The following is a 20080-nucleotide window of genomic DNA, read 5'->3' as shown; positions in this document are numbered from 1 at the left end:
ATATGATTATTTTGTTTGTATTAAAGTTTATCCCAGTTATAACTTAAACCTAACAGGTAAGAACGGCCATAGCTATAAGGTACAGTTGCACCGCCTGTACTGTGTGCTCCACCACTTGCGGTTGAGCTGTTGGTGAGCTGTGTAACATTGAAAAGGTTTTTAATCCCCGCGTTAATAGTTAGCGATTTAAACAGGTTTTTGTTCAACATTAAATCAGCGGTATGAAAGGCCCCGATTTTTACCAGTTTCGCCGCAGATACATTGTTTTCTGTGCTCAGCTGGTAGCTCGGTAAACTACCAGTGTATTTATAAAACAGGCTAATGCTTCCCCTGATTTTTGGTAAGGTGTAGGTAATGTTCGAATTTACTTCCGTTGCCCAGGCAAATTCTGGCGTCGAAAGATTATTATCCTCACTTAAAGCATTGTATCGCCCTATATAAGACAGGCCAAGGCTTGCCTGAAGGTTTTTCTTAAACCGTAGCACATTATCCAGCGTACCGCCTGTAGTTTTGTACCGGGCTACATTAATCAGCGTGGTTACCGAATTATTGGTGGGAGAAAGGCCAAAATCAATCCTGTTCTTAACCAGGTTATAAAAACCCGTTAGAGTAGAACGGAATTCAACATCATTTTCATGAATGCCAGACCATACTAAAGAACCATTAAAACTATTGGATTCTTCGGCTTTTAAATCAGGATTACCCAAAATGTTATGACTGGCATCAACAAAATCATAATAGAGCTCCCGCAATGCTGGTGAGCGGAAACCTTTTGCATAAGCAAGACGCAAATCCAGGTCGCGTGTAAGTACGAGCTTGGCATTTAATGATGGAATTACAGGTGGTGCACTGTAAATGGAGTTTTTGATAAACCTTAATCCAGGTCTGATATTAATAACATCAGCTAACTTAATTTCTGCCGTAACAAAAGCAGCGTAGTCATTAATCACCGGCGATCCTTTAATGCGTTGCCCACTGGCGGCATCTCTGCTATACTCTATACCCGGTTGAAAGGAAACAGCTTTATTGAGTGTATAAATGGCTGTAGCCCTAAAATTGACGGCGTTAAATTTGGCAATATCCTGTTCGCCGGCACCAGTGCTAAGTTCTTCAGTATTGTTTGTAAAATCATGGATCACGGTTTTAGTTGCACGGTCCAATTTGGTAAAGCCCGCAATGGCAGACAATTGTAAGCTGTTGCTTATTTTGTATTCCGATTGAATTTGCTGGGTATACCTGTGTGTGGTGTAAGTTTGCAATACGCCTTTATAATTGTTTGGATTTAGCCCATAGCGCACATCAATATCTTCTTTTATGGCATCTAACCTATACCAGATATTAAAGTTATTGTAACGGTAGCCTACCTTGGCATTACCCAAAAACTGTTCCTTTGGTTTCCATCGGTTGGTAACGGCATTAACTTCTTCTATTGTTGCCGTTTTGGACGCTAAATTCCAGCCACCAAAATCATTGTGGGTAAAACCTGCCAGTACACTCCAATTTTTGTTTTTCCAGTTGGCACCGATATGCTGTATGTGATTGCCTTTGCCCGAAATCGCTTCATATTCATTGCCTGCAGTTTCTTCCTGTATTCTTGCAGACAAGTTTAGCAATGGTTTGCCCGGATTTTTGGTAATGATGTTGATTACACCTGCAAGCGCATCTGCACCATACACTACCGACATTGGTCCCTCAACAATCTCTATTCGTTCAATCGTATTAATATCGATTTGATTTAAACTCTCGCGGGTATCAGACCTGTCTACCATGGGCACACCATCCAACAATATCTTAACATTTCTACCTGTCATACCCATTAACTGTATGTCGGTGGTGCCGAGGGTTAAATCGTTACTAAACCTAAAGCCTAATTCGGTATTTAATATTTGTTGCACATTGGTGGCTGCCCTAAGTTTTATCCGCTCAGCATTTATAGTACGTACATTGTAAACAGAATTGCGTAATGTTTTGGGGCCATACTGACCGGTTACAACCACATCTTTTAAATCATTTGCCTTTGCGGTATCAACTTTAATTTCTTGAGCCACAGTTACAAATCCACAAAGCGATAAGGCAATTGATAAATATATCCTCATTTATTTAGACTAATTATAAATAATTGTGCAAATTTGTGCATTATCACCAAAAGGAGATAACGTTAAACGGATAATTAATGCCGCGAAACGGATTAAATGGAATAGCAGACAGGGTTATGTCACATTGAATTCCAAAAAATGCTCCTTGAAAATGAAATAAAATCGTTTATTAATGAAAATTAAACTCTCAGTACAGACAAAGGGAATAATTGCATATCAAAATACCTATCCTGCAAATTTTGCAGGCATACAGGATATAGCGGAAGCAATTGTAGCAGTTAAAACTGAACATACGCATTTATATATTACAGAAATGTGGTTTGAAGGCATTCATATCAGCATTATTAACCTGGAAAATAATTTACCTGAAGATTTACGCTTTGAATCTTCTCATGCACACATTGGTTTGTTGTTTTGCTTAGATGGAAGCCTGATAGCGACCAATGAAACGGAGCAAAATTTTTTATCCTTAACCAGGAACGAGCAAAACCTCAATTTGGGTAAGGTAAATAGTCTGACTTTAAGGGTGCAGGAAAAAACGAGTTACGTGTATATTCAGCTTACCGAAGCTTATTTTCAAAAAGCAATGGGATGCGAATTCGAGCACAATGCACTTTTACCATTAAGAGAACCGATAAGCCCTGAAATTAATTCAATTTTGCAAAGTCTCAGTCTTGATAATCATTCGGGTAGGCTAAAGCGCCTGTTTGTAGAAGCCCGGATACTCGATCTGATTGTAATTCACAGCAACCAAAAACCGGATAAACAGCGAATCCTTTTAAAGGAAGAAGATTTAAAAAAGATTATTTATGCCCGGCAATTGGTAGAGCGCGATTTACAGAGGCCGAGTTCTTTAATTGAACTTTCGCGTAAAGCCGGAATTAACGATTTTAAACTTAAAAAAGGTTTTAAAGCACTAACCGGCCATACGGTATTTGGCTATCTGTATAAAATCAGGATGGAAAAGGCGCATTATTACCTTTCAAAAGAAAAGCGAGCCGTTAATGAGGTCGCTTTTCTTGTAGGCTATAAAAATGCACAGCATTTTATCGCTGCATTTAAAAAACAATATGAGGTTTTACCAGGAAGTTTAAATAAGCATTAATAATTTAGCACAAACGTTTGCATGTCCTATTCTTTAACTTCGTTAATAATCAGGTCAGATTCTACAATGGTATTATAATAAGCCTGGTTTTCTGGCACCGGACTATGAATCAGATCAAGCAGGATATTAGCCGCTTTTTGTCCTTGTAAATAAGGGTATTGTTCTACAGAGGCAACCGGCGAATTATCCAGGTAACTGATTATGGGCAGGTTGGCATAACTCACCACATCGAAATCGTTAATTACGTTTAGCTTTTTAAAGTATTTAATTAAAAACAAGGCCACATAATCGTTAAATGCGACAATGGCTGTAGGTTTTCTTTTGTGGTTTAAAAATTGTTCGGCAGCTTCGATGGTACCTTCTTCGGTTAAATCGCAGTTGACTACCAAAGATGGATCGAATTTTAACCGGTTAAAAGTAATGGCTTGCATGTAACCGTCTTTACGTTCTTCACTGGCATAAAGTGTGCTGGGGCCGTTAATCATCCCAATACTGCGGTGTCCTTTTTTAAGCAGGTAGTTTACGGCTTTAATGGTTGCGCTTTCCAGACTGCAGGCCACATAGTGTACATTTTTGAAAGGAGGGATCCGGTCAAAAAATACTACGGGAATGTTGAAAGAGTTTAATTTCTCAAAATGATCAAACTTTGAGGTGTCTTTACTGATAGATACCAGTAAACCATCTACCCGTTGGTTTTTCATTTTCTCTACCAGTTTAACTTCCTGCTCGTAGTTATCGTGCGACTGGGCAAAGATTACCGTATAGTTTTTCTTAATGGCTTCATCTTCAATTGCCGAAATGGCAATGGAGAAAAAGTGCTCAGAAAGTTCTGGTAAAATTACACCAATGGTGTAGGTTTTGCCTTTTTGAAAAAGTATAGCCGCATTGTTAGGCTCATAGTTCAGAGACTTGGCCAGCTGTTTAATTTTCTCACGGGTTACTGCTCCAATGCTTGGATGGTCGTGCAGTCCTCTCGATACACTAGAGGGTGAGATGTTTAAAATTCTGGCTATTTCCTTTATGGTTGTTGGTTTCGATTGCATTCTAACTGCTAAACTACATTAAATTTCTTCAATATGTAATAATACAAAATTAATCAAACGTTTGCGTTGTTTTTTTCTTTCAAATCTTTTCTTCAAAGCATTAAATATCGATACATTCGGGCCACAAAACCCATGGTTTGATTAATACTTAATAATATAAAATTTATAGATAGAAAGCAATTGCCGGAGACTAAAAAAATGATTTTAGCACATTATTGGTTTTTGCGCGGATAAAGAAACACCCCCAATGATTAACATAAATGCCCCTTGTAATGAGGGGTATTTTAAAAAAAACGAGAAGTGTTCGTACCACTTCCCGTTAAAGCGGGTTTATTCCTGCATGCAGGAAACAATAAGTTATCTAAGCTATATGTTAACCCTTTTCAAAGGTATAAAATTTAAGTGTTTTTTTAACAGGTAAATTTGTTGTGAGAAATGCTATCTTGCAAAGCCAAACATTTTTAACCAAATAGATAATCAGCACAGTAATAAGGATAAGTAGAAGCCCGTTTTACAACAAATAGTCACATTCCGTTAGATCAATCGTCCTTTTTTAGCAAACACTTTTTTAATTTAACAGCACTGTACGAAATAATTTAATAAATTTAACATTAGGTTAATAATGATGTTATTTCTTTGGCGCACTTTAAAAACCTTAATCGTCATCCCCGATTGTTTATGTACAAAGAATTAGAAAGTAACTTTTTTCTTCTGGTCAAATTAGACAAAAACAAAGCATTTAACCTGGTGTTCGACGCTTATTGGAGCGCGCTTTACAAACAGGCTTATAAAAAGGTACACTGTACAGATTTGGCACAAGATCTTGTTCAGGATGTATTTGTAAGCTTGTGGGATAAAATCGAACTACTGGATGCCGAAGGGAGTGTGCTGGCTTATTTGTTTGCTATCCTTCGCAACAAGATTCTGAAACTTTATGAAAAAGACAGCGTACGCTTAAAATATGCCGTAAGCGTAACCACTAAGGTGGCTCCATCCGATGTACATTCGCAAAATGCAATCCTTGAAAAAGAACTCAAAGCCATTATTGATGCCGAAGTAGAAAAGATGCCTTTGCGCATGAAAGAAATTTATCTGCTTAAACGCGAAGACGAGCTTTCTATCAAACAAATTGCCCAGGACCTTTCTTTATCCGAACAAACAGTAAAAAATCAGCTCCAAATGGCTTACCAGCGCTTGCGCGCTCGGGTAAAGGATTACGATTCTTCACTGGCACTATTGGCCCTGTTTATAGCCAAACACTTATAATTTTCTTTCTGATCACCACAATGCGCTATAAATAAAGGTTTTGCTAGCCTTTAGTAATTAATTTTTTAAAAAAAGTAAAAATGCCATGGTACTTTATGCCAGGTAACCGTATACACCTATAAAAGCCACTATTTTGGATACGAACGAAATCAAAGATTTAATCGAAAAGTATAACCGCCAGACCGCTACCTCAGCAGAAAAAAAACTGGTAGAGGAGTGGTACGACCGTATTGATGGTGCAAGTTTGACGCAAAATAATCTGGAAGACGCAACAGTTAAACAACAGATCTTAAGCCGGGTTACTGCGAGTATACAAAATACTAAAACGCCTAAAGCTAAACGCATCAGATTAAATTATGGCTTGTTTTTTAAAGCTGCGGCTATTTTAATTGCTTTAATTGCGGGTACGTACATTTATTTTAATTCAACCAATCGTTCGCAGATCGCAGCCACCTCCGTTAAAGCAAACAAAATAACTATTGTTCCGGGCGGAAATAATGCAGTATTGTTGCTCGCAGATGGTTCTCAAATCATTCTTAACAATACTTCAGACGGGCAGGTGGCGAGCCAATCCGGTGTTCAGGTAATTAAAACCAAAAGTGGCGAGTTACTTTACCGGTTTGCGGGTAATGCAACAGCAAAAGGAGCAACCATTAATACCGTAAGTACACCAAGGGGAGGGCAATATCATTTAATTCTGGTTGATGGCACCGAAGTATGGTTAAATGCAAGCTCTTCAGTTAAATTTCCTACTGCTTTTGTGGGTAACGAACGCAGGGTAGAAGTTACAGGAGAGGTATATTTCGAGGTCGCTAAAAATAAAACCAAACCTTTTATTGTACATACCGATCAATCTGATATCAGGGTACTGGGTACGCATTTCAATGTAAATACCTATGCCGATGAAGAATATCAGCGTACCACCTTGCTAGAGGGGAGCGTAGAAATTAAACGGGGTGATAAAAAAGCGCTTTTAAAACCAGGTCAGCAGGCAAGTTTGAATGCTAAATCTGACGGTATTAAAGTAAATGAAATTGAAGATCTTTCTGAAGTTATTGCCTGGAAGAATGGTTATTTCCAGTTCGAAAAATCTGATCTCCCGTCTGTAATGCGCCAGGTATCACGCTGGTACGATGCCGAGGTAATCTACAATGGCAAAATTCCGGCAAAACAATACTCAGGCAAAATACCTAGAAATGTAAGCATAGCAAAATTAGTCGAAATGCTGGCTTGGAGTGGTATCCATTGCAAAGTAGAATACAACCAGATTACAGTAAACCCTAAATAAATAACCAAACCAAATCAAACTATAAAGCGCAGCATATGATGATATAATACTCCAGACATTCCATTTTAATTCCCTTTAAAAAGCAATTCAATTGTTCGTACCAATTTATTTGCGAAAGAGGATTAACAACCTGCGCCAGCTAATCTGCAGCAGGAACACAATAAGTTATCTAAGCAATTATGTTTTAAACCCAAATTCAATCATGAATTTTAGTAATTTTTTTGCGCCCGGAGCATTAATCTGGCGTAAGCCCACACAATTAATATTGGTGATGAAGCTAACCGCACTATTTTTATTCGCATGTCTGTGCCAGGTAAGCGCAAGTGTTTATAGTCAGAACATCACATTGAAACAAAAAAATGTTTCGATGGAAGTGATATTTAAATCGATAGAGAAACAGACTGAATACGTTTTTCTTTATGATAACCTCGAACTGCAAAATGCCCACAATGTAAGTATTGACGTTAAAAATGCACCACTGGAACAGGTGCTGAGTTTATGTTTAAAAAATCAGTTGTTGAGCTACAAAATATTCGATAAAACGATCGTACTCAGGAAAAAAACCGAGCTGATATCCAATCCCTTTTTCGAAACCATTAGTGGTAAAGTTTTGGATGAAAATGGTTTGCCAATTGTTGGGGCAAGTATTATGGTAAAAGAAACGAAAACTGTTACCAGAACTGATGCCAATGGTTATTTTTCTATCAATGCCAATGTGGGTACAACATTAATTGTCTCTTTTATTGGTTACACTACCAAAGAAATAATTATTGATAGTAAGCGCGATTATAGCATTTCACTACAAGCCGCCACAACCGAATTAACAGACGTGGTAGTTACTGCCCTGGGTATTAAACGTTCAGAAAAATCGCTGGGCTATGCCGTACAAAAAGTAGCCGGTAAGGAACTGCAAACCGTTAAAGGGGTTGATGTAGCTACTTCATTAACAGGCAGGGTTTCGGGTTTAGTAATTAAAAACTCAACTGAATTTAATGCCAGACCAACCATTGAGTTACGTGGCGAAAGTGCATTGCTGGTTATTGATGGTGTGCCTTACGGTAATATGTCGTTAAGAGATGTACCAACAGATGATATCGAAAGTGTAGATATACTTAAAGGTCCTACTGCTTCGGCATTGTATGGTTCGCGGGCAGCTGGTGGCGTTATGTTAATCACCACTAAAAAAGGGGCAGCTGATAAAGGTTTTTCAATCGATGTGAACAGTAATACCATGGCTTCGTTGGGATTTCTGGCTATACCTGAAGTGCAAAGCTCGTATGGCAGGGGTCAAAACGGCGTAATTGATAACGATTATGTTTGGGGACCTAAACTGGATATTGGTAAAACTGCCAGAGACTGGAATCCTGTTACCAAGCAGTTTGAAGACAATATGCCGCTGGTATCGAAAGGTAAAGACAACCTGAAGAACTTTATGTCTACCGGTATTATTTTAAATAATAACATCAGTATTGCTCAAACCAGCGATAAAGGTAGCTTCAGAATTGGCTTAAACGATATTTATAACAAAGGACAGTTTCCGAACCAGAACCTGAACATGGTAAATTTAACCATGGCAGGAGAGATGAAGCTGAGCGATAAATTTAAGCTGGAAGGCCATATGGGCGTAAGTCGCCGCTGGGCTGATCAGATCTGGGGTGGTGGTTATAACAACCAGGGTTATTTATACCAGTTAATTATGTGGACGGGTACCGAATACGATATCCGCGATTATAAAGATTACTGGAAAGTGCCTTATAAAACACAGAACTGGATGTATACCAACTGGTACGACAATCCATATTTAATCGCCAACGAAAAATTAAATGGTATCCAAACCAATACGGTAAATGCTAATGTTACGGCAAACTACCAGATTAACCAGGATTTTAATTTATTAATACGTTTAGGCTACGATAACTACAATAACAAAACAACCTTCCGTAATCCTACCGCTAATATCTATTCTACACGCGGTGGGGCGGTTAACGGTAGCGGATGGAATGCAAAAGGGATGTATTCTATTCAGGATGCTAAGGGTTTCAGTACCAATGATGATGTAATTTTAAGCTATAAGAAGAAACTGAATAAGTTTAGCATCGATGCTTTGGCGGGTGGAACAGTTTACTATTTCATTGACGAATCGTTAAGTGGAACAACTAAAAACGGATTAATTTCACCAACATTTTATTCTTTAGCCGGTTCGGTAGAACCACCAACGGTATCGCAAGGGTATAGCACCAGACAAATCAACAGTTTGTACAGCAGGGCTTCTATTGGCTATAACGATGCCATTTTCCTTGATTTTACAGGAAGAAACGACTGGAACTCTGCGCAACCAAAAGCATCACGTTCTTATTTTTATCCATCAATCGGTTCGAGTATCGTAGTTTCAGAATTGGTGAAATTGCCTAAAGTAATCGATATGTTCAAAATCCGCGGTTCATGGGCGGTATTTAAAACAGCTTTAGGGGTATACGCTACAAACAGAACTTTCGGCACTACAACAGCCGCATGGAATACTTTAAATTCTGCTAGCTATCCCTCATCGTTATTGGGTAACAGCTTACTGCCAAGTGCGCAAAGAACTTACGAAATTGGAGCTGCGGGTTATTTGTTTAAGAAGCGCCTGCATTTTGATGTCGCTTATTTTAATAAATACTATTACAACCAGCAGGTAAGTACTTCAATTCCTGCATCATCAGGCTTCTCATCTACTTTGGTTAATACCCAGGAAACCTATGAAAGAAGAGGTCTTGAAATTACCGTAGATGGTTCTGTAATCAGAAATAAAGATTTCGAATGGTATTCTACCATCAACTGGTCTAATCAGCACCGTTACTATGTAAACCTCGATCCGGTATACTCTGCCGATAACTTATGGGTGAAAAAAGGAGAGCGATTAGATACGTATACCGATAACTACTGGGTTAAAGATCCGCAGGGCAATGTAATTCACGAAAGCGGTTTACCTGTTTGGAGCGATTATGTTAAAAAATTAGGTTATGGTGAGCCTGATTTCAGTTTTGGTTTCATTAATAATTTCACTTATAAAAACTGGTCGCTGGGTATTAATATTGATGGCCGCATAGGTGGCTTAATGTACAATTACGTGTACGATAAAATGTTCGATTCGGGTACTGCTCCGGAAACAGATAACGAATACCGTTACAATCAGGTAGTGCTTGGGCAGAATAACTATGTAGGCCAGGGTGTTAAAGTAGTATCAGGTACTGTTACTTACGATAAATATGGTCAGATTACGAGCGATACCCGTAAATACGCAGTAAATGATGTGCCAATTGGCTATCAGGATTATGCACAATGGTACCGTGGTGGTGATGCAAGAGTGCAGAACGAATCGTTTGTTAAACTGCGTGAAGTTTCACTGGGCTACCGTTTACCATCAAAAACAGCTGGTAAGCTAGGCTTAAAGAATGCATCGTTCTCTTTAACCGGCCAAAACCTGTTCATGTGGACCAATTTCAAATACTCAGATCCCGATGTTGATACCGAGAACCTAAACTCGCCATCAATGCGCATGGTAGGTTTTAACCTTAAGGTAGGTTTCTAGTAATTATTGTTTTTAAAGAAGATTTTATGAAAAGTAAATTTTTAAAATATAGCTTATTGCTGCCTGCATTAGCACTATTAACTAATGGTTGCAGCAAGTTTGATGATATTAATACAAACCCAAATGCAACTACACAGGTAAACTCTGCTATGCTGGCTACCGGGATGATTCTAAATATCACAAGGGGGGATATCAGCAGTACCAAGTCTTTTATGCAGCCTTATTTATTGGGTAAATACCTTACCTGGGGCGAGGGGCAGGAGAATTTTCAATACAACAAAATTAGCCGGACAGATTTTAGCCGTATAACCCTGTTGCGCAATATTACGCCAATGGAAAATTATGCCACAAGCGATGCACTAAAGAAATCTTATCAGGCACTTGGGCATTTTATCAGGGCCTGGCAATTTTTTATGACTACCATGCAGGTTGGCGATATTCCATATACCGATGCGGTTAAAGGTGAGTCTGATGCCATATTACAACCTAAATACGATAGTCAAAAAGCAGTTTTTTTTGGTATTTTAAGCGAACTCGATCAAGCCAACACTTTATTTGCCTCAGGCGCAACTTTTGAAGGCGATCCTATTTTTGCTGGTAGCACCGATAAATGGAGAAGATTAACCAACAGTTTTGAGTTGCATGTATTAATCAATCTCTATAAAAAAACAGGTGATGCTGATTTGAAAGTGATTGAACGTTTTAAGGATATTGTAGCCAATCGTCCTTTAATGCGCGATTACAACGATAATTTTGCATTAGCATACAATGCAACAGCCGGGCAGAACTATCCATGGAGCGATGTTCCTGCAGGCTCAGGTAACTCATTCGTTAAATCGAATTATACCATGCTTACCAATCTGCTGCTCGATCCTTTAAAGGCAACTAACGATAAAAGACTTTTCTATTATGCAAAACCATCGCCGGTTAAAATTACCGCAGGGGTTTCGCAAAGCGATTTTGCTGCTTATCCGGGTGTTGAGCCTTCCGATTCGTTTTCAAGTTTGCAAACCAGAAGGGTAAATAAAGATTATGCCGATATCAATGCCCGTTACGTAAATCTGGTAAATGCAGAGCCAGTTGGTGTTTTTAATTATTGGGATTTGCAGTTTATCCTGGCCGAAGCTACCATTCGCGGCTGGATAACCGGTACACCGGCACAAACCTATTATGCCAATGGCATTACCAACTCGATGAAATTTATCGCGCAGTACACTCCTGATTTGGCTGATTATAACCACAACATGAAAATGGATGCCGCTTACATCGATGCTTTTCCGGCTACAGTAGCTTTAACAGGCTCAACAGAGCAGCAAATAGCGCAGGTTATTACACAAAAATACGTTGCCAGCTTTTTGCAGGGAAACAAATACCAGGCCTGGTTCGAAAACAGGAGAACAGGTTATCCGGTATTTAAACTGAATTCGACTACGAATTTAAATTCGCCGTCTACTAATTTTCCATTAAGGTGGTTATATCCATCTAACGAACTGAGTTACAATTCGGCCAACCTTTCGGCTGCGATTGCCAGCCAGTATGGTGGTAGCGACGATGTAAACCAGGCCATGTGGCTTTTAAAATAATTCGCTCTTAATTAATCTAAAAAGTTCTCCGCGTTAATACCGGAGAACTTTTTTGCTTTAAAGCACAAGTAATCCATACGTCATATCTCTAAAGCATGTTATTTTTATAAAAGCATATTCATAATTTGCTCCAATTAATCAATAACATGATAGCCCTGTATATAATACTTTTTCTTGTTGCTGCATTTCTGGTCATCACCAATTTACCTGTTTTTGGCCGTTTACCAAGAGGATTAAGGTTAGCCAAAACACAGCAATTGTCCAACTACAGTAACGGAGCCTTACAAAATCTTTCAGTTACACCTATGCAACCCGAAGGTGTAAGTTTTTTTACCATATTAAAGGCTTTCTTTTTCGAGAAACATCCGGGGAAAATACCCGACAGACCACTTCCTTTTAATCAACCGGATTTAGATAGCCAGGCCAGAAGCAGTGCACCGGAAATTATCTGGTTTGGGCATTCATCTTACCTGATGAAAGTTGATGGGTTACGAATTTTAGTTGATCCGGTTTTTAGCAAAGCACCATCGCCGTTTTCCTTTATTGGCAGTAAGGCTTTTCCAGGAACAGACGTGGTTAAAGCGGCTGATTTTAAAAATATCGATGTTTTGGTAATTACCCACGATCATTACGACCATTTAGACTACCAAAGTATATTAACCATTGCACCGGGAGTAAAAGCGATAGTTACTTCGCTTGGTGTAGGTGAGCATTTAGAAAAATGGGGGATTAACACCGATAAAATTATCGAATTGGCCTGGGATCAATCGACAACTTTATTCCATAACCTCGAACTAACAGCAGTACCCGCAAGGCATTTTACAGGAAGGAAATTTAAACGCAATCAAACCTTATGGTCGGCCTTCGTACTGAAAACTGTGAACTGTAAATTGTTCTTAGGTGGCGATTCTGGCTACGATTCTCACTTCGTACAAATTGGCGAAACTTATGGCCCGTTTGATCTGGCTTTATTAGAATGCGGACAGTATAATGCCTATTGGCCATATATACACATGTTTCCTGAAGATACTGTGCAGGCTGCTATTGATTTAAAAGCAAAAGTTTTAATGCCAGTGCATTGGGGGAAATTCAGTCTGGCCATGCACCCCTGGAACGAGCCCGTTAAAAGGGTAGTAGCAGCTGCTGCACTTAAAAATTTACCATTGGTTACCCCAGCTTTGGGCGAAACAGTAATTTTAAATGAGTACATGCCTACAAAAAACTGGTGGCTCGAAGCATAAAAACTAAACAATAATTAGATCGCGGTGTTTAATTCAGAAATAAATACCGCCATGAAAACTGATCTTGTAGAAATTTTTCAAACCATAAGGGCTGGCCTGCAGCCTTACGCTACACTGGGCTATACCGTTCACGAAAATTCTGAAACAGGTTATGACTTGTACAGTGAAAAAAATATAACAGTTAATGGCGAAAAAATAACTGAGCGTTTTTTTGCCGGTGTTTATATCAACGGTAATGTGGTAGAACTGAAAGTGAATACCGAAGAGTTTTCTGCCTCAAACCAGCGCTTAACAGATTTTGGCGATAATAAGGCTGGTTTAAAAAATACCAGTCTCGACGATGCCCAACTCCGCGAAGTCGAAACCCTTATTGAAATTATACACACTAACTTCAAAGAAAAAGAGTGGATTTAATAATTTGATGCTAAATTTGCACCTGATTTTTTTTCTGAACTAAATTTCTGGTGATTGAGCATTTTAACTTCCGATAACAACTGGCACAACCAATTAATAAATGCACTTGCCGCTTGTGAGGTAAACTCCGGGCCCTTTTTCGAAGGCCCGTTTCAACTGTTAAAGTTAACTGATCAACTAAGTATTAATCTGGTAAGTTTAAATAATCCATTCAACCCTCAGGATTTTATTGAGCTGCAGGAAAAGTATGTAGCAAAACACATTAAACTCATTCACCTTTGGGAAGATATTTGGCTCTCAAAACCCAATCAGGTATTGGCGAGGCTTACCTCATTGCTCGGGAAGAATAAACGTATTCATGGCCGCAAAACAAAAGTTCATAAAATCGCTAAACCCATTGCCGATGCTTTTTTAAATGAAAACCATTTACAAGGTACGGTGAGCAGCCGTTATAAAATTGGTTTATTCGAGAAGGAAGAACTGGTTGCCGTAGCCACTTTTTCTGCCCTTCGTAAAATGAACCACACCGAAAATTACAAGTCGGCAGAGCTGATCCGGTTTGCTGTAAAAGCAGGCTATTCCATTACAGGTGGTTTAAGCAAACTCATTTCGTACTTTGCCGAATTACATCAGCCTAATGATTTAATGACCTATGCTGATCGCGATTGGTCGGCTGGAGAGGCCTATTTGAGGCTTAACTTTTTGCAGACTGCCATCATAGCCCCTCAATATTATCAGTTAAATGCTGTGCTACAACGCCAGTTAATAAAAGATGCAGGAACATTACAAGCACAAATATTCAATACCGGAAGTTTAAAATTTATCCTCAAATTTTAATGGATCAGCACAACCTCATCATCATTTTGGGTGCAACAGCATCGGGTAAAACCAAATTGGCTGTTCAGGTAGCGCATGCCTTAAATGGCGAAATTATAAGTGCCGATAGCCGCCAGGTTTTTAAGCGCATGGATATTGGCACGGGTAAAGATTTACAGGAGTATACTATCGAAGGAACAACCATTCCTTACCACCTCATTGACATTTTAGAACCAGGCGAACGTTATCATGTAGATGCTTTTAAAAATGATTTTTACCAGGCTTTTGATGAAATCAGCAAGCGAGGTAAGCTGCCTGTACTTTGTGGTGGAACCGGGATGTACATTCATAGTCTTTTGCAAAACCAGGCTTTTACCGCCGTTCCCGTTAATCAGGCTTTAAGAAATCAATTGGAACTGCTTACTAAAGAAGAACTGGTGTTGCAATTACAAAGCGATGCCAGCCATAATACACAACATGTAGATTTATCTTCGAAAAAACGTTTAATCCGGGCTTTAGAAATTGCCGCCTATCTCAAAGAAAATGAACTGGAAACAGTTGACCGTCCCGTACTGAAGCCACTTATTTTTGGATTAAAGAACGAAGTTGAAGTGACCAGGGCAAAAATACTTGAACGATTGGAAGCGCGTTTTAAAGCTGGGTTAATAGAAGAGGTAGCGCAGTTGCTTAAATTGGGGATTAGTAAAGAGATGCTCATCTTCTACGGCCTGGAGTATAAATTTATTGTGAATTACCTGGATGGGCAGCTTACATTAGCGGAATTAAAGCTTAGGTTAGGTATTGCTATATGCCAGTATGCCAAAAGGCAAAATACATTTTTCAGGAAGATGGAAAAGGACAGTGTAAACATCATTTGGCTTGATGCTTCACTTTCTACCAATCAATTAAAACAGCTGGTATTACAAAAAGTTTCAGCATCGTTTAATTAATTCCAAATACTCCTTTTTAGCGTTCTTTATCTTATTAAAAGTGCTTAAAAAGCCCTTTTGGCACAGCCTTTGTGTTTGTTGAAGCATATTAGTTTAACTCAAAAAACAATATCTTAAACATGAAAACAATTACGAAAATTATTGCTACATCAGCAGCTGTTGTGGCTTTATTCTTTACTACAAATGTTAATGCGCAATCAAGTCGGAATTTAGGAATTGGATTAAATGTAGGAGCGGGAACGACAACTGGATATGGTTTAGTGATAGGTGGTGATATCAGATATCAATTTAATGTAGATAAACAATTATCTATTCCGGTAACCGCAGGTTACAACAATTTCTCTATTAAAGACTCATACGGAGGTGGAAGCTTTGGTATAATCCCTGTTAAAGCAGGTGCAAAGTATTTCTTTAACGATTCTGGTGCAGGAGCTTATGGTTTAGCAGAACTTGGAGCCGGTTTTGGTACTAATAAAGGTTCTGGAACTGCATTTGTATACTCTCCGGCTATTGGTTATGCCTGGAGTAATGGTTTAGATTTAGCAGCCAAATATGAAGGTTATTCAAATAACGGAAGTATTGGTTTTGCCGGAATTAGATTAGCTTACGGATTTAGTCTGTAATCATTTCACAAATATTAATGAGAGCCTCCTTCCTTAAAGGGGGCTTTTTTATTTCATAACATTCTGAAAAAAATGAAAATATAAAATCTGCTCATTGTATTTTGCCGTATATCATTTAAACCTTTAATTGATAACTTAAATACGATACCAATGAAAACAATTACCAGACTTTTTGCGACTACCTTAACTGCACTTGCGATATTAAGCACCAGCAGTTTAAAGGCACAGGAAATGGGACAGACAATGAGCAGCACTAATGGCATGGCCTTTAAAATAGGCGTAGGTGTAAATGCCGGATTTTTCCCCGATCGCTCAGAAATGGATTATGGCTATGGAGCAGATGTAAAACTGCAATATGATTTAAGTAAAGATGTGGCCCTTACTGCTTCAGCCGGCTATACCCGTTTAAGATGGAAAGGCAGCCCTTTAAATTTTCAGTTTATCCCTTTAATGGGCGGTGTTAAAACCTATGTAATCGACAGGATGTATTTAAGCGGAGGCCTGGGTACCGGTCTGGCAGTTAAAGAAAGTGCACAAATGAACTTTATTTATACCGGTGGCGTAGGTTATGAGTGGAACAACGGATTAGAAATTGGTGCCCGTTACGAAGGATATGTAAACAATAGCGCATCCGATTTGTATTTTATGAAAACCGGTCAATACAACCTCCGTATCGGCTATAATTTTAAATTATAATTAAAATATCATTTATTTGAGAAAGCCCTGCAATTTGCGGGGCTTTTTTTATTGATTTAACATATTAATTGCTATTTTGAGCCGAAAACCAAATACAATGAAAAAAATATTCGGAATAGCCATCATAACCGCATTAATGGCCTGCAATCAATCGGAAAAAAAGACTACAGAAAATAAAGATTCCGTAAAAACAGATTCCGTAAGTGTTAAAAGCACAGTTACGATAAAAGAAGAGAAAAAATCGGTAATTTTTGCCCAATATGTGGAGTTGAAAAATGCATTGGTTAAATCTGATGCTGCGGTTGCACAAAAAACGGCCGAAGCTTTGAAGAATAGTTTGGCTGCCTACGAAGGATGCGAGCTTACCGCAGAGGTTGCCGGTAAAATTGCAGGTACCAATAATCTGGTAACGCAAAGAAAAGATTTTACCGTTTTAAGCGCCGATTTAATTGCTTTGGTTAAAAACGCTGAAATAGAAAAGGGTACTATTTATGTACAACATTGCCCAATGGCCAATAAAGGCGATGGTGGCGACTGGCTTTCAACAGAAAAGGAAGTTAAAAATCCATATTATGGAAACGAGATGCTGGAGTGCGGAAGGGTAGTGGAAGAACTCAAATCAAAGTAACAGGCACGATTTGTTTTTTTAAGCATGATTGTTACGTCTTCCTGACTAATTATTCATATTAATTTAACAGATTTGTTATGCATGTATATTAATTTTATATAATTTAGAAAGCTATAAACACAATACAATAATATGTCAGATATTGCAGAGATCAAAGTTGATGGTAAGACAATAGAATTGCCAGTAATTACAGGAACAGAAGACGAAAAGGCCATTGATATTTCAAAATTAAGAGATCTTACAGGTTTTGTAACTTTAGATACTGGTTTTAAAAATACAGGTTCTACAAAAAGCAAAATCACTTTTTTAGATGGTGAAAAAGGCATTCTAAAATACAGAGGTTATGGTATCGAACAACTTGCTGAAAAATCGAGTTTTTTAGAAGTAGCTTACCTTGTTATTTACGGTGATCTTCCAACACAAACGCAATTAGACGATTTTCAGAAAGAAATCAGCAAACACACACTGATTCACGAGGATATGAAGAAATTCTTTGATGGCTATCCATCAAGATCTCATCCAATGGGTCAGTTAGGGTCGTTAATCTTCTCTTTATCTACATTTTATCCTGAATGTTTAAAGCCAAATCAAACTGCTGAGGAGCAAAACTTAACCATTATTAAATTATTGGCTAAGCTGCCTACCATAGTTTCGTTTATCTATAAAAAATCTTTAGGTCATCCGCTTATTTATCCAAAAAATAAATATGATTATGTTACCAATTTCCTTTGGATGACATTTGGACAGCGTACCGAAGATTACGAAGTAAATCCAATTGTGGTTAATGCCATGAACAAATTGCTGATCCTGCATGCAGATCATGAGCAAAACTGTTCGGCATCTACCGTACGTATTGTAGGTTCGTCTGATTGTAATTTGTACGCGTCAGTTTCTGCAGGTATTGCGGCACTTTGGGGACCACTTCATGGTGGTGCAAACCAGGCTGTAATCGATATGCTCGAGCTGATTAAAGCTGATGGTGGCGATACCGAAAAGTGGATTGCGAAAGCTAAAGATAAAAATGATCCTTTCCGTATGATGGGCTTTGGCCACAGGGTATATAAAAACTTCGATCCAAGAGCGAAAATCATTAAAAAGGCTTGCGATGATATTTTAGAGAATTTAGGTATTGATGATCCGATTTTAGAAATTGCTAAAAAACTGGAAGAAGCTGCCTTAACCGATCAGTATTTCATCGACAGAAAATTATATCCAAACGTAGATTTCTATTCAGGTATTATTTACCGTGCATTAGGCTTCCCTTCAGAAATGTTTACCGTTCTTTTCGCTTTAGGACGTTTACCAGGATGGATTGCACAATGGAAAGAAATGCACGAAAACAAAGAGCCAATCGGCCGTCCACGTCAGATTTACGTTGGCGAAACCGACAGGGAGTTTGTTGCGATCAAAGACAGAAAGTAATTTCAAAATGCATAAAAAAACCACTCGAAATTCGGGTGGTTTTTTTGTGGGGTAATCTTTTTAAAAATCGTCACCCTGATCCGATAGCTATCGGATTTAATTCAGGGTCTCTGGCTTGGCAAAAATTAGGCTGAAATACCTATATAACCAACTGAACAGAAGTTTTCAGTATGACGAGAAATATTACGTAGCCACGTAATAAATCAAATTAACCATAATATATTCTGATACATTAAACGCAATCCAATACAGTACGAATATCCAAAACATTTTGAAGATAATACTGCCGGTTTTACGCTGATAGAATACTTTTAAAGCGCTGAACATGTACCAGCAAATCCACACCAAAACAGCCAGTTCAATTGTTTTGGTAACGATGTAGGCATTCTGAAAGACATGTTTTATCAATGGAGCAGTAAAAATCTGTACAATAAAATAGGCTGTCATGCCATGAATGGTAAAAATCAGGTGGTTAAGATAGTATATGTGATTTTTCCTGAAATTCCACATGATAAAAAGTGCCAGCAGGGGCATCAATAAGAAGTATTGTTTTGGCCTGTTGTGCTCTAAAGTTTCATGAATCACTTCCGATTTTTCACCAATAGTAATCGCTCTCTTTTTGATTAACTTTTCGTACCAGCTATCCTGTTGATCTGAAGGTAGTTTTTGCTGGCGCGCCAGATAAGCCGCATAAGTACTATCGTTTCTTTCGATATAGATATCGTTGTAATTATCGATAACCTCTTCAAGCGAATCCGATTTTAGGGTAACATTTTCGGCTTTCATCCGGTTAAGTTCAATTCCCTGATCTTTGAAGCTCAGTTTTTTAAACTCTTTTACTTTTATGGCCTTATCTAAAGAATGCACAGTCTTTTTGATAATTTCATTATCGGTTGGCATTCCGGCAAGCTTGAGTGCATTATTTACACTGTCTGTTACATGCTTGCTGTTTTGCTTTTCAACTGTAATACCATCATCTTCATGCTTCTCCTTTGCTACATGTTTGGGCGAATAAACCACTAAGAAGTACACAATTGAAACGAAGATGTACATACTTACCGGATTGATATATCTTGCTCTTTTACCGGCCAGATAATCGAGTGTAACTTTACCGGGCTTGGTTAGGAGTGGGGCCAGCGTTTGAAAAAACTTATTGTCGAAATGAAAATAATGGGCAATACTATGACTAATAAAAGCCCAGAAACTTTCTTTTAATTCTAAATTGGGCTGACCACATTTACTGCAATAATGTGATTCTACATGCGAACCACAGTTTAAACAATCGTGTTCTTTTCTATACTTACCAGCTGACATAAGAGGTTATTCGGAAATTATTTA

The 20080-nt window shown here is 38.4% G+C and carries 16 protein-coding genes; 13 read left to right on the top strand and 3 right to left on the bottom strand.

Translation table 11 applies throughout. The features are described from left to right. Positions 1 to 20: 20 nt before the first annotated feature. Entirely contained in the window at positions 21 to 2096 is a 2076-nt protein-coding gene (locus BLR37_RS01070) for a TonB-dependent receptor plug domain-containing protein (protein ID WP_090763422.1), read from the bottom strand. A gap of 172 nt (positions 2097 to 2268) precedes the next feature. Between BLR37_RS01070 and BLR37_RS01065 the strand changes: the two genes are divergently transcribed. Beyond that, positions 2269 to 3201, top strand: coding sequence for a helix-turn-helix transcriptional regulator (locus BLR37_RS01065; RefSeq protein ID WP_090763420.1), 933 nt, complete (start codon positions 2269 to 2271; stop codon positions 3199 to 3201). A gap of 26 nt (positions 3202 to 3227) precedes the next feature. On the opposite strand, the gene BLR37_RS01060 is transcribed toward BLR37_RS01065, so the two are convergent. After that, on the bottom strand, positions 3228 to 4244 hold the full coding sequence (locus BLR37_RS01060; RefSeq protein ID WP_039482617.1) for a LacI family DNA-binding transcriptional regulator: 1017 nt from the start codon (positions 4242 to 4244) through the stop codon (positions 3228 to 3230). A gap of 678 nt (positions 4245 to 4922) precedes the next feature. Between BLR37_RS01060 and BLR37_RS01055 the strand changes: the two genes are divergently transcribed. The 12 genes from BLR37_RS01055 to BLR37_RS01000 all read left to right on the top strand — a co-directional run bounded on the left by BLR37_RS01055 (position 4923) and on the right by BLR37_RS01000 (position 18742). Next, complete coding sequence (locus tag BLR37_RS01055) at positions 4923 to 5510, top strand: RNA polymerase sigma factor (RefSeq protein ID WP_090763417.1); 588 nt, start codon at positions 4923 to 4925, stop codon at positions 5508 to 5510. A gap of 133 nt (positions 5511 to 5643) precedes the next feature. After that, the gene (locus BLR37_RS01050; RefSeq protein WP_090763414.1) at positions 5644 to 6798 is read left to right on the top strand and encodes a FecR family protein; all 1155 of its coding nucleotides are present in this window, start codon (positions 5644 to 5646) and stop codon (positions 6796 to 6798) included. Between the two features lie 202 nt (positions 6799 to 7000). Then, entirely contained in the window at positions 7001 to 10369 is a 3369-nt protein-coding gene (locus BLR37_RS01045) for a SusC/RagA family TonB-linked outer membrane protein (RefSeq protein ID WP_090763411.1), read from the top strand. A gap of 26 nt (positions 10370 to 10395) precedes the next feature. Beyond that, positions 10396 to 11952, top strand: a complete 1557-nt coding sequence (locus BLR37_RS01040) for a SusD/RagB family nutrient-binding outer membrane lipoprotein (protein ID WP_090763408.1) — start codon at positions 10396 to 10398, stop codon at positions 11950 to 11952. 146 nt (positions 11953 to 12098) lie between these two features. Next, entirely contained in the window at positions 12099 to 13193 is a 1095-nt protein-coding gene (locus tag BLR37_RS01035; protein ID WP_167356524.1) for an MBL fold metallo-hydrolase, read from the top strand. Between the two features lie 51 nt (positions 13194 to 13244). Then, the gene (locus tag BLR37_RS01030) at positions 13245 to 13607 is read left to right on the top strand and encodes a hypothetical protein (RefSeq protein ID WP_090763403.1); all 363 of its coding nucleotides are present in this window, start codon (positions 13245 to 13247) and stop codon (positions 13605 to 13607) included. Between the two features lie 54 nt (positions 13608 to 13661). Beyond that, positions 13662 to 14444 (top strand): hypothetical protein, encoded by a 783-nt coding sequence (locus BLR37_RS01025; protein WP_090763400.1) that lies wholly within the window; start codon positions 13662 to 13664, stop codon positions 14442 to 14444. Next, a complete protein-coding gene (gene miaA / locus BLR37_RS01020) occupies positions 14444 to 15373 on the top strand; it encodes a tRNA (adenosine(37)-N6)-dimethylallyltransferase MiaA (protein ID WP_090763397.1) in 930 nt (309 codons plus the stop codon). The genes BLR37_RS01025 and miaA overlap by 1 nt, the downstream gene beginning before the upstream one ends. 119 nt (positions 15374 to 15492) lie before the next feature. After that, positions 15493 to 15996: a hypothetical protein gene (locus BLR37_RS01015; protein ID WP_039482601.1), complete on the top strand. Its 504-nt coding sequence runs from the start codon at positions 15493 to 15495 to the stop codon at positions 15994 to 15996. Positions 15997 to 16146: 150 nt separating this feature from the next. Continuing rightward, a complete protein-coding gene (locus tag BLR37_RS01010) occupies positions 16147 to 16692 on the top strand; it encodes a porin family protein (RefSeq protein ID WP_090763393.1) in 546 nt (181 codons plus the stop codon). A 97-nt stretch (positions 16693 to 16789) separates the two neighbouring features. Beyond that, positions 16790 to 17320 carry a DUF3347 domain-containing protein gene (locus BLR37_RS01005; protein ID WP_090763390.1) on the top strand — a complete coding sequence of 177 codons (531 nt, stop codon included), beginning with the start codon at positions 16790 to 16792 and terminating at the stop codon, positions 17318 to 17320. Positions 17321 to 17452: 132 nt separating this feature from the next. Then, entirely contained in the window at positions 17453 to 18742 is a 1290-nt protein-coding gene (locus BLR37_RS01000) for a citrate synthase (protein ID WP_090763387.1), read from the top strand. A 183-nt stretch (positions 18743 to 18925) separates the two neighbouring features. Here the strand turns inward: BLR37_RS01000 and BLR37_RS00995 are convergent, their stop codons facing one another. Beyond that, entirely contained in the window at positions 18926 to 20056 is a 1131-nt protein-coding gene (locus tag BLR37_RS00995) for a DUF3667 domain-containing protein (protein ID WP_090763384.1), read from the bottom strand. Positions 20057 to 20080 lie beyond the last annotated feature (24 nt).

Origin of the sequence: Pedobacter soli (assembly GCF_900101435.1) — a bacterium.
Taxonomy (GTDB): Bacteria; Bacteroidota; Bacteroidia; order Sphingobacteriales; family Sphingobacteriaceae; genus Pedobacter; species Pedobacter soli.
Note: the sequence above shows the minus strand (reverse complement) of the source record. Positions and strands in the feature narration are given on the sequence as shown.